This window comes from Streptomyces sp. ISL-96 (assembly GCF_018614035.1).
Taxonomy (GTDB): Bacteria; Actinomycetota; Actinomycetes; order Streptomycetales; family Streptomycetaceae; genus Streptomyces.
In genome coordinates this window covers 246,682-259,527 of record NZ_JAGGPA010000025.1, presented here as the reverse complement: position 1 = coordinate 259,527, position 12,846 = coordinate 246,682, and the positions used below count along the sequence as shown (strand labels likewise).

At 70.9% G+C, this 12,846-nt stretch carries 8 protein-coding genes and 3 pseudogenes; 6 read left to right on the top strand and 5 right to left on the bottom strand.

All coding sequences use genetic code 11. From position 1 onward, the window contains the following. The first annotated feature begins 1 nt into the window (after window position 1). The 4 genes and pseudogenes from J7E96_RS17785 to J7E96_RS17770 all read left to right on the top strand — a co-directional run. Window positions 2-1,501, top strand: coding sequence for a tripartite tricarboxylate transporter permease (locus J7E96_RS17785; RefSeq protein ID WP_215132603.1), 1,500 nt, complete (start codon window positions 2-4; stop codon window positions 1,499-1,501). Further along, on the top strand, window positions 1,498-1,872 hold the full coding sequence (locus J7E96_RS17780; RefSeq protein ID WP_251070027.1) for a GNAT family N-acetyltransferase: 375 nt from the start codon (window positions 1,498-1,500) through the stop codon (window positions 1,870-1,872). The genes J7E96_RS17785 and J7E96_RS17780 overlap by 4 nt, the downstream gene beginning before the upstream one ends. Before the next feature lie 69 nt (window positions 1,873-1,941). After that, window positions 1,942-3,585 (top strand): annotated as a pseudogene (locus J7E96_RS17775) (IS200/IS605 family accessory protein TnpB-related protein). A 5-nt stretch (window positions 3,586-3,590) separates the two neighbouring features. Continuing rightward, window positions 3,591-3,776: pseudogene (locus J7E96_RS17770) on the top strand (GNAT family N-acetyltransferase); the annotation flags it as partial. 210 nt (window positions 3,777-3,986) lie between these two features. On the opposite strand, the gene J7E96_RS17765 reads toward J7E96_RS17770, so the two are convergent. Next, window positions 3,987-4,475, bottom strand: a complete 489-nt coding sequence (locus J7E96_RS17765) for a DUF402 domain-containing protein (RefSeq protein WP_215132601.1) — start codon at window positions 4,473-4,475, stop codon at window positions 3,987-3,989. Beyond that, window positions 4,456-4,671 (bottom strand): annotated as a pseudogene (locus tag J7E96_RS17760) (GNAT family N-acetyltransferase); the annotation flags it as partial. The gene J7E96_RS17765 and the pseudogene J7E96_RS17760, both read right to left, overlap by 20 nt. A gap of 186 nt (window positions 4,672-4,857) precedes the next feature. Here J7E96_RS17760 and J7E96_RS17755 point away from each other — a divergent pair. Beyond that, window positions 4,858-5,232: a GntR family transcriptional regulator gene (locus J7E96_RS17755; protein ID WP_215132600.1), complete on the top strand. Its 375-nt coding sequence runs from the start codon at window positions 4,858-4,860 to the stop codon at window positions 5,230-5,232. A gap of 348 nt (window positions 5,233-5,580) precedes the next feature. Here the strand turns inward: J7E96_RS17755 and J7E96_RS17750 are convergent, their stop codons facing one another. Further along, on the bottom strand, window positions 5,581-6,675 hold the full coding sequence (locus J7E96_RS17750) for a DUF5925 domain-containing protein (RefSeq protein WP_215132599.1): 1,095 nt from the start codon (window positions 6,673-6,675) through the stop codon (window positions 5,581-5,583). Between the two features lie 140 nt (window positions 6,676-6,815). Here J7E96_RS17750 and J7E96_RS17745 point away from each other — a divergent pair, with 140 nt between their 5' ends. Beyond that, window positions 6,816-8,243, top strand: coding sequence for a xylan 1,4-beta-xylosidase (locus J7E96_RS17745; protein WP_215132598.1), 1,428 nt, complete (start codon window positions 6,816-6,818; stop codon window positions 8,241-8,243). A 15-nt stretch (window positions 8,244-8,258) separates the two neighbouring features. Here the strand turns inward: J7E96_RS17745 and J7E96_RS17740 are convergent, their stop codons facing one another. Both J7E96_RS17740 and J7E96_RS17735 read right to left on the bottom strand, forming a co-directional pair. Then, the gene (locus J7E96_RS17740) at window positions 8,259-12,071 is read right to left on the bottom strand and encodes a lipopolysaccharide biosynthesis protein (protein ID WP_215132597.1); all 3,813 of its coding nucleotides are present in this window, start codon (window positions 12,069-12,071) and stop codon (window positions 8,259-8,261) included. Then, window positions 12,064-12,837: a polysaccharide deacetylase family protein gene (locus tag J7E96_RS17735; protein WP_215132671.1), complete on the bottom strand. Its 774-nt coding sequence runs from the start codon at window positions 12,835-12,837 to the stop codon at window positions 12,064-12,066. Before J7E96_RS17735 ends, J7E96_RS17740 begins: the two co-directional genes overlap by 8 nt. Window positions 12,838-12,846: the final 9 nt, after the last annotated feature.

Sequence of the window (12,846 nt, the reverse complement as noted above, 5' to 3'; positions counted from 1 at the left end):
CATGGACTCCCTCAACTCCCTACTCGACGGCTTCGGTACGGCCCTCACCCCGATCAACCTGCTCTGGGCGGCGATAGGCGTCCTGCTGGGCACGGCCATCGGCGTACTGCCGGGAATCGGCCCAGCGATGGCGGTGGCCCTGCTGTTGCCGGTGACGTACGGTCTCGAACCCACCGGCGCCTTCATCATGTTCGCGGGCATCTACTACGGCGCGATGTTCGGCGGCTCCACGACCTCGATCCTGCTCAACACCCCGGGTGAGAGCGCCGCCGTGGTCGCGGCCATCGAAGGCAACCCGATGGCGAAGGCGGGACGCGGCGCGCAGGCGCTCGCGGCCGCCGCCATCGGTCACTTCGCGGGCGGCATGATCGGCACGATCCTGCTGGTGGCGCTGGCCCCGACGGTAGCCTCCCTGGCGGTGGACATCGGCGCGCCGGACTACTTCGCCATCATGGTGCTGGCGTTCATCGCGGTGACGTCCGTACTCGGCTCCTCGCGGATCAGGGGCGCGGCGTCGCTGCTCATCGGCCTCACCATCGGCCTGGTCGGCCTGGACCAGATGACCGGCCAGCAGCGTCTGACCTTCGGCTCGCTCCAACTGGCCGACGGCATCGATGTCGTCATCGTCGCGGTGGGTCTCTTCGCGATCGGCGAGGCACTGTGGGTCGCCGCACACCTGCGGCGCGCGGTGGCCGAGCCGATTCCGGTCGGCCGGCCGTGGCTCGGCAAGGCGGACGTCAAGCGCACCTGGAAGTCCTGGCTGCGCGGCCCGCTGATCGGCTTCCCGTTCGGCGCGATCCCGGCCGGCGGCGCGGAGATCCCGACGTTCCTCTCGTACGTCACCGAGAAGCGCCTCTCCAAGCACAAGGAGGAGTTCGGCAAGGGCGCCATCGAGGGCGTGGCGGGCCCGGAATCGGCGGCATCTGCCTCCGCGGCCGGCACCCTCGTCTCGATGCTGACCCTGGGCCTGCCGACGACGGCCGTCGCCGCCGTCATGCTGGCCGCGTTCCAGCAGTACGGCATCCAGCCCGGCCCGCTGCTCTTCGAGCGCGAACCGGACCTGGTGTGGGGCCTGATCGCCTCGCTCTTCGTCGGCATGGTGCTGCTGCTCCTGCTCAACCTGCCGCTGGCGCCGCTCTGGGTGAAGCTGCTGCGCATCCCGCGCCCGTACCTCTACGCGGGGATCCTGTTCTTCGCGGCGGTCGGCGCGTACGCGGTGGGCGGTGAGGCGCTGGACCTGGTGATCCTGCTGGTCATCGGCCTGATCGGGTTCGGCATGCGGCGGTACGGGCTGCCGGTGCTGCCGGCGGTCATCGGCGTAATCCTCGGCCCGGCGGCGGAGCAGCAGCTGCGACGCGCGCTCCAGATCAGCGACGGCAGCGCGGCGGGGCTCTTCAACACCCCCTTCTCGGTGACGGTTTACGCCGTGATCGTGATCCTGCTGGCGTGGCCCTGGCTGAAGAAGGCGGTGCTGCGCGGTCGTCGTAACGTCTCGGCATGACCGACGACATGAGCATCCGCCCTGCCACGGCCGCCGACGTACCGAGGGTGAAGGCCGTGACCGACGCGGCCTATCACCACTACATCGAACGGATCGGCGTCGTGCCGGTCCCGATGGAGGCCGATCACGGCGCGAACGTCGCGGCGGGGCGGGTGTTCGTGACGGGCGACCCGGTGAGCGGCGTCCTGGTCCTGGTCCCCGAGGCGGACCACCTCTTCCTCGACAGCATCGCGGTCCACCCCGACGCCCACGGGCGGGGGGTGTTCAACGGCTGGCTGTTTTCTGCGTATTACTGCATTCGTGCGTGTAGGTGTGTGTCCGTTGGGTTGCGGTGTTCGGGGCGGTTGGGTGTTCGGGGTGGGAACGGGTGACCTTTCGCGGTGTGGTTCGTTGACCAGTCCGGCGTGAGGGGCAATGGACCGTGAGCGGGGGTGGTTGTGGTGCAGCGGTCGGTTTCTGGTCTGCGGGTGGCGGCTGCGCCGTTCGTCGTTCCGGGGCCTACTGGTGTCGCTGTGCGTGACCGGTTGAAGCAGCTGACGGCCGGGGATGTGGAGGTGCTGCGGTTGGTGGGCGCGCACATGGGCGCGCTGGCCTCCCGAGACCTCAGGGTGCGCTGCGCGGACGGTCTGGAGCATTCTGCGGACTCGTGGGCGGGGCGCAAGCGGGCGCTGACGGGGGTGTCGTCGTCGCGGTGGGCGGGTGCGGTGACGAAGGCGTCGCATGATCAGTGGGCGCTGGGGCGGCGTTGTCAGGCCGCTCACATCCGGGGTCTTGAGGCGGGGATCGGGATGCTCCGGCACCGCCTGTCGCTGCCGGTCGGTGAGCGCGGCTCGAAGAAGGCGCCGGGTGGTTACCGGTCGCGGCGGGAGTGGCATGCGAAGTCGCGGCGGCTGGCCGCTCTGGAGGCCCGGCACACGGCGGCTGTCGCCGACTGGCGTGCGGGCCGGGTGCGGGTGGTCCGGGGCGGCAAGCGCCTGCTGAACACCCGCCACCATCTCGCCGACGCTCAGCTCACGCAGGCGCAGTGGCGGGAGCGGTGGGAGGCGGAGCGGTGGTTCCTGTCGGCTGATGGTGAGTCGGGGAAGCGGTATGGCAACGAGACGATCCGTGTCAGCCCGGACGGGCAGGTGTCGATCAAGCTGCCGGTGGCGCTGGCCGGGCTGGCGAACGCCCCACACGGCCGGTACGTCCTCGCCTCACGGGTGCGGTTCGCTCACCGGGCCACCGAATGGGCCGATCGCGTCGAGGTGAACCGGGCGGTCGCGTACCGCATCCACTACGACACCCGGCGCGGGCGCTGGTACCTGACCGCCTCCTGGACTCGCCCGGTCACCCAGAGCGTCCCCATCGAAGCAGCGTTGGCGCATGGGGTGATCGGCGTCGATACGAACGCCGACCACCTCGCCGCCTGGCGCCTCGACCCGCACGGCAACCCCATCGGCCGGCCCCGCCGCTTCTTCTACGACCTCTCCGGCACCGCCGACCGCCGTGACGCCCAGGTACGCCACGCCCTGTCCCGGCTGCTGAACTGGGCGAAGACCTGCGGTGTGGCCGCGATCGCGGTGGAGGACCTGGACTTCCAGGCGGAGAAGACCCGCGAGAAACACGGCCGCAAGCGCCACTTCCGGCAGCTCATCTCCGGCATGCCCACCGGCAAACTCCGCGCCCGCCTCACCTCCATGGCCGACGCCACCGGCATCGCGATCATCGCCGTTGACCCGGCCTACACGAGCAAGTGGGGCGCGCAGCACTGGCAGAAGCCCCTCACCAGCACCACCCGTAGGACGACCCGCCACGACGCTGCCGCCGTGGCGATCGGAAGGCGCGCCCAAGGGCACCCGATCCGGCGACGGACGGCACCGCCCCATGACGACCAGAGTGATCGTCGTGGGCATCGGACCGTCCAGGCCGGCCGGCGTGCTCTTGGGCGTGAGGAAACCCGCCCCCGCATTCCCGGACCACGGACACGATCCGTGCCGCCCGGACGCGGAGCGAACGCGGGAGACCAGAACGCCCAAAACCGTTCGGGGCGTTCGGCTGAGCACGGGGCCTGGCAACAGGACTCACTCCCGCTCAGTCCTTAGGAACGGTGGGCCGCCGCCTGCTGGAGTACGTCGAGGAGTACGCGCGCTCGCTGGGGCTGCCGGAGGTGCGTCTCTATACGAACGCCAAGATGTGGGAGAACCAGAAGCTGTACACCCACTTCGGGTACGAGCTGGTGGAGCGGCGGGTGGAGGGCGTCTACGACCGCTTCCACTACCGCAAGCGGGTCTAGGCCGGTGCGCCCCGGGAATTCATCCCCGACACGGGTGGATTGTGTGAGGTTGGGCGTATGGAAGCACGGGCTCCCCAGGATCTGGGGCACGGACGACGAGAACCATGGTGGGTCTGTCCGGTTCGGTCAGGTCCGCCCGTAGCCGAGGCGAGAGCGCTGCCGACGTCCGCCGGGGTCGGCATCAGCAGCGCCCCGCCGCGCGCCGCGCCCTCAGACGCGCAGCAGGGTGGTGAAGGCCTCGGAGGTACGGGCCAGATCCTCCAGCGTGTCCAGGGAGCGGCGGGCTTCGGCCGCCGCCTCCGGGTGCCGGTCCGCGAGGCCGCTCGCCTCGAACTCGTCCTCGTCCAGCCGCAGGACGGTGGCGCCGTCCGCCGACACCCACAGGTCGAGGTCCAGGTCCTCGACCTCTACCCGGCCGTCGGCGACCACCGCCGGGCGGGTCACGTCGCAGTACCAGCCCTTCAGCGTCCCGTCGGCCGCCGTGACCTCCTTCACGGCGTACCACCGGTCGCGCCAGTAGTGCTCCGTGAAGACGTCGCCGGGCTCGAACCGTACGAAGCCGAAGTCCCGTACGCCCGGCGCCGCCCACGGCGCGCGCACCACCAAATGCGTGCCGTCGTCGCAGACCACGGACGCCGGGTAGCGGATCTTCGTACGGCCGGCCTTGACGAGGGCGATCTCAACCGATTGCGCGGACATGGCGTACCTCCGAGGCACAGATCTCGTATCCGAACCATGTGTTGACGGCGAGCATGGGCTGGTTGTCCGCGTCGTTGCTCGTGTACGCGTCCGTATAGCCGGCGGCGCGAGCGCGGAGCAGGGAGTCGGTCTTGGCGAGCTTCGCGAAACCGCGGCCCCGGTGGGCGCGCACGGTGCCGGTCATGCCGGACCAGTAGGCGACTGACTCCGGGGTCGTCACCATGAAGGGGACGGCGGCGCGGCGTACCCGGATCCAGCCATCGGTGTCGGCGGTGTCGGTGGGCACGAGGTCGCGAACGATCAGCGTCATGGGGCGGACGTTACGGGCGGAACGTGCCCCGGTGCCTCCCATTTTTCTCCGGCCGTGGGGGACAATCGAGGCGTGACCTTGAAGATCGACATTGACGTGGACGCCGGTATCGCGCCGTACGAGCAACTGCGCGCCCAGATCTCGGAGCAGGCCCGCGCCGGTGCGCTGCCGGTGGGCTACAAGCTGCCGACCGTACGCGGCCTCGCCGAGGATCTCGGTCTCGCCGCGAACACGGTGGCGAAGGCCTACCGGGCGCTGGAGAGCGACGGGGTGATCGAGACGCGGGGGCGGAACGGGACGTTCGTCGCGGCGGCGGGTGATGCGGCGGAGCGGCAGGCCGCGGCCGCCGCCAAGGGGTACGCGGAGCGTGCCCAGCGTCTCGGCCTCGGGCATGCGGAGGCGCTGGCGGCGGTCGAGGATGCGCTGCGGGCGGCGTACGGGGCGTAGCGGTGCGCGTTGCCCGCGGCGGGGCCTTTCCCCACCCCCCTTTTCGGCCCGTCCGGGGGTCTGGGGGCCTGCCCCCAGTTCGGGAAGGGGCGGGTAGGGGAAAAAGCCGCCGGAGGCTCACCAGTCTGATTAGCGAAACGTAGTGATCCTGTGGCAGAGTGTCACGCGCACGCCCGACGCCCAGGCGACGTCGGGCACCCTCCTCGATGAGGTCGCAAGACCGCATCGACCAGCGTCCGGAGGGACGTGCCACGAGGGCTGGCGGTCCCGCCGTTCAGTACCAGGGCACGAAGGCGATCGGCTCGCATCCCCGAGCAGCACTGGGGATCACTAAGCCAATCAGAGACGCTAGAGGTACAGTCCCGCGTCCGAGCCGTCCGGCTGGGCCGGGACCGACGCCGGGCCCGTGCCCCGACGCAGTGCGTACAGCTCCGCCAGCGTCGCGCCCTCGCGGCCGACGCCCTCGTCCGTACCGAGCCAGCTCACCGCCTCCGCCCGGTTCAGCGACCCCACCTCGATGCGCGCCATGCAGCGCCCCGGCCGCACCACCGCCGGATGCAGGCGCTCCAGGTCCTCGTTGGTGGTGACGCCGACCAGGACGTTGCGGCCCTGGCCCAGCAGACCGTCCGTCAGGTTCAGGAGGCGGGAAAGGGCCTGGCCCGCCGTGTGCTTGGCCTCGCCCCTGATCAGCTCGTCGCAGTCCTCCAGGAGGAGCAGCCGCCAGCGGCCCTTCGCCGAGCCGTCGTCCTCACCGATCGCGATGTCCATCAGATAGCCGACGTCGTTGAAGAGCCGCTCCGGGTCCAGTACGCAGTCGACCTGGCACCAGTCCCGCCAGGAGCGGGCCAGCGTGCGCAGCGCGGACGTCTTGCCCGTACCCGGAGGGCCGTGCAGCAGGAGCAGGCGGCCCGCGATGTCGTCCGGCGTCACCTTCATCAGCCGGTCCATCGCTTCGGCCACCGGCGCCGTGTAGTTCGGCCGTACCTCGTCCCACGTACCGGCCGCGATCTGCCGGGTGGTGCGGTGCGGGCCTCGGCGCGGGGAGACGTACCAGAAGCCCATCGTGACGTTGTCGGGCTGCGGTTCGGGTTCGTCCTGCACGCCGTCCGTGGCCTGCTTCAGGACCTTCTCGGCGAGGTCGGAGGTCACGGCGGTGACAGTCACGTCCGCACCGTGGCTCCAGCGCGAGACCAGCAGCGTCCAGCCCTCGCCCTCGGCGAGGGTCGCGCTGCGGTCGTCGTCGCGGGCGGCGCGCAGAACGGTCGCGGACGGCGGGAGGAGCGTGGCGCCGGATTTGACGCGGTCGATCGACCGGCTGTGGGAGTACGGCTGCTCGCCCGTGGCGAAACGGCCGAGAAACAGCGCGTCGACGACGTCCGACGGGGAATCGCTGTCGTCGACGTTCAGCCGGATCGGCAGAGCGGCCTCAGGGTTTGCGGACATGGCGCCCATGATCCGGCACCGGGCCGCCCCGTGCACCCAGGTTTCATACGTTCGTCCCTTCCACGGAGCAGCGTGCCGTTACGTGCCTGTTCCTGTGATACCTGCCGGAATGCCAACCCCCGCCGATACCCTGGCCGGTGATGGGACGCCATGGGTGGGACTCCGGGGCAGGGCGGTGGCGGTTCACCGCACTGATCGGCGTGGGCGTGGCCGTGATCGCCCTCGTACTGACGATGTTCGCGACTCTTCCCGGCGGAAACGGCCGCGGCGGCGGCGATGCCGGAACCACCACCGACGGTGACAAAGCGCACGGCACCCCCGTGCCGCCGTCCGGCGCGCCGGAGCCCGCGCTCGGCTGGGGCTTCACGCACACCCAGTACAGCGCCGACGAGGGCGACGCCGGCGCCCTGCGCCGGGCCGAGGACACGCTGTCCGCGCAGTCGCTGCCGCAGATCCAGCACATCATGGGGTGGGGCGCCGAGAACCCGGAGCCCTCTCCCGGCCGGTACCAGTTCGACGCGCTCGACAGCCGCGTCGACCTGATCCGCAAGACGGGCGGCACACCGGTCATCACGCTGTGCTGCGCGCCCGACTGGATGAAGGGCGGCAAGGCGGGGGCCGGAAACACCGACTGGAGCAAGAAGTCCCTGGAGACCGCTCCGCGCCCCGAGCACTACAAGGACTTCGCGAAGCTCGCCGGGACCGTCGCCAGGCGCTATCCCGACGTACGCCACTTCATCGTCTGGAACGAGCTCAAGGGCTTCTTCGACGACGGCAGCCGGCGCTGGAACTACGAGGGCTACACCCGCCTCTACAACCTCGTGTACGCCGAGCTGAAGAAGGTCAACAAGGAGAATCTCGTCGGGGGCCCCTACCTCGTCATGGACAGTTACGAGCCTCGCGACACGACGTACGCCTCCAGTCTCAAGGGGCCCTGGGGCAGCATCGACCAGCGCGTCCTCGACGCCTACACCTACTGGAACAAGAACAAGAAGGGCGCGGACTTCGTCGTCGTCGACGGCGCCAGTTACACCCGCGACGACGAGCTGCTGCCCGACGAGTTCCGGGCCACCGACAAGCTCACCGCGGTGAGTGAGTGGATCCGTCAGCGGTCCGGGGGACTGCCGGTGTGGTGGGCCGAGTACTACGTCGAACCGGGCGACGACGATGACGACCGCGACGGCTGGAGCGAACCGCACCGCGTCGCCGTGCACGCCTCCGGGCTCATGGCGATGGCCCGCGGCGGCGCCGCCACAGCCTTCTACTGGAATCCGCAGAACACAGGGCCTGAGTGCGCCGGATGTCTGTGGCGGTCCACCCGGCTCGCCGACGGCGGCGGGCCCCTGCCGATGATGAAGCTGCTGTCGCGGTTCGCGAAGGAGTTCCCGCCGGGGACCCGGTACGACGAGAGCGTGCGGGTCGCCGCCGACGACGTGCCCCATGTCCGCGTCCTCGCCGACGACAAGACCGTCCTCGTCGTGAACACCCTCGACCGGGCCATCAGGGCCGAGGTCGACGGGAAATCCTTCGGCATGCAGGGGTACGAGGTGAAGTGGCTGACGCGCTGAAGCCGCGCCGGCCCCTCACGACATCGTCAGGAAGCGCTGCACCAGCGACGCCAGCAGCACCGCCAGCAGCGGCAGCGAGAACCAGAACGTGCTCTGCAGCCACTGCAACTGTCGCACGCCGGGCGCCACCGCCACCCGTACGACCTCCCGCGCCGCCAGCAGCACGATCAGCGCCAGCGCGGCCAGCGCGCCCACGACCGACCACGGCGTCCAGGTGATCTTCGGGCCCGCCGGGCCGGGGTCCGGCTTCGCGACCGGGCCGTCGGGCTGCTCGCGCAGCGCGTACATCGACACGTCCGCGTTCGACAGGACCTTCTTGAGCTCCGGCCGCTTGTCGAGATTCGCGGTCAGCCGCTTCTCCCAGGTGGGTGAGTAGCCCGCGTCGAGCCGCAGGTATGTCGACTGACTGCGGTTGATCATGAGGTACGAGTTCGGGCCCGCGTCCTTCAGCGACTTGACCAGACCTGCCACCAGCACCGGATCGACGGGCGCGAGCGTCGGCACGTAGGTGACCTTCTCCATGTCTCGCGCGCCCCACGGGATCGCGGGCGTGACGTTGTCCACGGTGTCGTTGCTCATCCACAGCAGCCGCACCGACGGATCGTCGTGCGCGTACACGAACTCCATCGCCGCGACCTCGCCGGACCTGGTCCGCTCGAAGGACTCGTTGCCCCAGCGGGAGACCAGGAAGCCGCCCATCAGGATCAGGCCCGTCAGCAGCGCGGCCAGCGGCGCGAGGCTCTTGCGGTCCGCCTCCCGCTCGGCGACGGTGACGCCGGTACGGGGGAAGAGCGCGAGCCCGGCCAGCAGGGCGGCGCCGGGCAGCGCGAACATGAAGACGCGCAGGGCCATTTCGCCGCCGTACGACTGCATGCCGAAGCCCAGGAACGGCACGAAGGCCAGGACAAGCAGCGAGCGCTCGCTGTAGCCGGCGAAGCGCCGCCGCCACCAGCCCCAGCACGCGAAGGCCATCACACCGCCGGCCATGGCCACGCGGACGTACAGCACCAGTTTGTGCGTCGAACTGCCGCCCTCGATACGGCCGGAGACGGAGGAGGTCACGTTGCCGCCCACGCCGCCCAGGCCGCCGAACAGCTCGTCGAAGTGGCCGGACCAGTACGGCTCGGCGAAGAAACCGATCCAGACCGCGACCAGTACGGCGAACAGCATCGGCAGGCCGCGCAGGGTCGAACGGCCGGTCATCACCAGGACGGCGAGGACGCCGAGCATCACGAACGGCGTGAGCTGGTGGGCGGGGACGGTGGCGGCGAAGAGCCCGACGAGCACCAGCAGCAGCACCGCCTTCTCGCGCCGGCCGGCCGGCCGGACCTCCGCCTCGCCCGGACGCCGCTTCGTCCACAGCACGCGCGGCTCACGGAACCAGACGAGGAGGACTGCGACGAACGCGATGTACATGCCGTACGTGAAGCCCTGTGGCGAGAAGTAGTCCTGGCCGACCCAGCCACTCAGTACGAAGATCCACGCCCCGGCCCACTTGGCGCGCCAGCTCGCCCGCATCGAGCGCACCAGCAGGAACAGCGGCGGGAGGTAGAGCAGCTGCATGACCATCGGCCACCAGCGGATTACGGAGGACATGTCCTCGACGCCGCACGCCTCGGCGACGAAGGTCGCCAGGGCGAAGAAGCCGGGCCAGCTCCAGCGGGCGTCGAGGTCGGGCACCGCCGTGCCGGTCCTGTCGATGTAGTCCATGAAGCCGAGGTGCTGCCAGGCGGTCGGGAAGCGCGGCTCGCCCTCCAGCACGGCGGGCAGCGCGTGCAGCGACACGACCGTCGCCACCAGCGCCACTGTCAGGAGTACGGTCCTCGGCCGGTCCAGCCACAGCAGCGAGGCGAACGACAGGGCGAGCAGCCCGGCGCCGAGCAGCGTCGTCGCCGGGAGTACGGAGATCAGCCCAAGCCCGCCGATACGTTCCAGCCCGGCCTCTCCGATGCCCCGCACCGGAAGCCAGTAGAGCGCGAGCGCGGCCAGGAGCAGCAGCCCGACCCCGAGTTCGGGAACGCGCAGGCGCAGGGGCGTGCGGCGGGGCGCGGGCGGCGCGTCGTTGCGCTGCGGGAGCGCCTCGTTCGCCACGCTCGCCTCGGCGGGAGAGGAAGCGGGAGCCGGTACGGACGAGATGGAGCGGGGTGCCGGAATCATCCTCGGCACCGGCGACTTGAGCGCCCACGTCGGCCTGTGGTCATCACCCCCGCCCGCCCCGCCGCTCCCCGCCGCAGGCGTACCCGCGGCCGGAGTCTCCGGTCCCCGTCGCACATCGGGTCTGCGCTCCGGGTGGTCGAAGTCCAGCCGCGCCCCGAGCGGCATGGTGGGCGCGTCGAGCGCCGAGCGCAGCGCCCAGCGCGTTCCGAACTCGCCGCCGGGCGGCCTTTCCTCACTCAGCGAGCCGGCCGAGTAGGCCGAGTCGCCGCGGTCGCCGTCGACCGCCAGGTCCGCCAGGTCACCGTCCGGGGCCGCCGCTTCCGCGCCCTTGGACCTAGCCGGCGGCGCCGGCCTCACCACCCGGAACAGCATCGCGCCCGCGACCGAGGCCACGACCGCCAGGCTGGAGATCTCCGCGATCCCCGCCCCGACGAGCCCCATGCGCGGCAGCAGCAACAGCGTCAGGCCGAGCACCAGGACGCACAGCCCGCCCTGGAGCCAGGCGAGAGGGGACGTGCGGCTCTGGGCGCGCAGGACCGCGAAGTACACCTCTATGACGACGCGCAGCAGCGCGCCTACGGCGAACCAGCGCAGCAGTGGCGCCGCGGCGTCCGCGTACCCCTCGCCGAACACGCCCAGGATGTACGGCGCGCCGAAGAACAGCACGGCCGCCACCGGCACCATGATGCGCGCCATGCGGCGCAGTGCGGCCCGGCAGTTCTGGGCGAGGGTGCTGGGGTCGTGCGCGCCTTCCACCGTCAGGGAGGCGCCCATGTTGATGGCGAGCAGGTTGACCGTGCCGCCGATGGTCGTGGTGATGTAGAAGTACGCGTTGTCCTCGGAGCTGACCTGCGACGCGACGATCACCGGCACCGCGTAGACGACGGCCAGCGAGAAGAGCGAACCGGTGTAGTCGCCGGCCAGGAACCGGCCCATCTGCCGCAGCGTCGGCGGGGCGCGGTCCTCGGTTGCCATGACGTGACGCGGCACAAGGCGGCGGAAAACCAGCCAGCCCAGCGGGATCACTGACACGGCGATCGCCGCGACCCACGAGACGAAGACGCCCGCCGTCGGGATGGAGGCCGCGATCACGATCAGCAGCACCAGCTTGACCGCCGAAAAGACGGTATTGCCGACCGGCACCCACAGCGCGCTGCGCAGGCCCGTCAGGACCCCGTCCTGGAGCGTGAGCAACGACCAGGCCACGACGGCGAGTACGAAGCCGAGGCCGTTGACCGGGCCGCGCAGGAAGCTGTACGACGGGCCCCACAGGTCCAGCGTGGACAGGAAGACCAGTGCGGCCACCGCGACCACGACAGAGCTGCCCGCGTACGTCCGCAGCACCAGCCGCCCGGTTCTCCGCCCCGCCACCGGTATGAAGCGCGCCAGCGCCCCGGTGAGCGTCAGCGCGGTGAGGCCGGCCAGCAGCTTCATCGCGGCGATGGCCGCCGAACCCTGGCCGACCGCGGACTCGGAGTAGTACCGGGCCGCGGCCAGCCAGAAGCTCAGGCCGAGGAGCGCGCTGATGCCCGTGTTGAGCATCAGCGCGTACGCGTTGCGGAAGAGCGGATTCCCACCGCCCTTGCCCGGCAGACGCAAGCGGCGCCCGGACGACGGCCGCCGCGCCGTCGCCGGACTCCCGGCCTGGGCGCTGGTGGTCGTGTCAGACACGGCTCCTGCTTACCTTCCGGCCGGCCGCCCGGGCTCTGCGGACCATGGCGTACCCCTTGGTGAGCATCCGGCCCCCGGCGAAGTCACGGGCGAGCGGCCGGCCCTCCACCAGTCGCTCGAACTCCTCGATACCGGTCTTGCGCCGTACGGTCACCCGCTCCAGGGCGTACGGCCCCTGGCACCGCGCCGCGAGCGCGTTCCCCACGGCGAGTGACTGCGCGAACCCGGTCTCGCGCACCGTGCGGCGCACGCGGCGACTGGAGTAGCCGTACGGGTAGGCGAAGGAGACGGGCCGGACGCCGAGCTCCTCCGTGATGATCTCGCGGCAGCGCAGCGTCTCGAACCACAACTCGTCGTCCGGGAGCTGGTCCATCTGCGGGTGGGTGTGGCTGTGGCCGCCGATCTCGGTGCCGGCGGCCGCCAGTTCCCGCACCTGGTCCCAGTCGAGCATGGTGTCCGGGGCGCCCCCGCCGTCGTACGGGCCGCGCAGCCAGCCCGTCGAGACGAACAGGGTCGACGCGAAACCGTGCTTGGCGAGGGCGGGGAGGGCGTGCCGGTGCACGCCCTCGTAACCGTCGTCGAAGGTGATCAGCACCGGCCGCCCCGGCAGCTTGCCGCCACCCCGCCAGGCCGCGCCCAGTTGCGCCGTGGTGAGCGGGGTGAAGCCGCGCTCGCCGAGCAGTTCCATCTGCTCGGCGAAAGCCTCCGGGGAGACCGAGAGGCCGTACGCCGCCTTCGCGGGCCGGTGCCCCACCGCGTGGTACATCAGGATCGG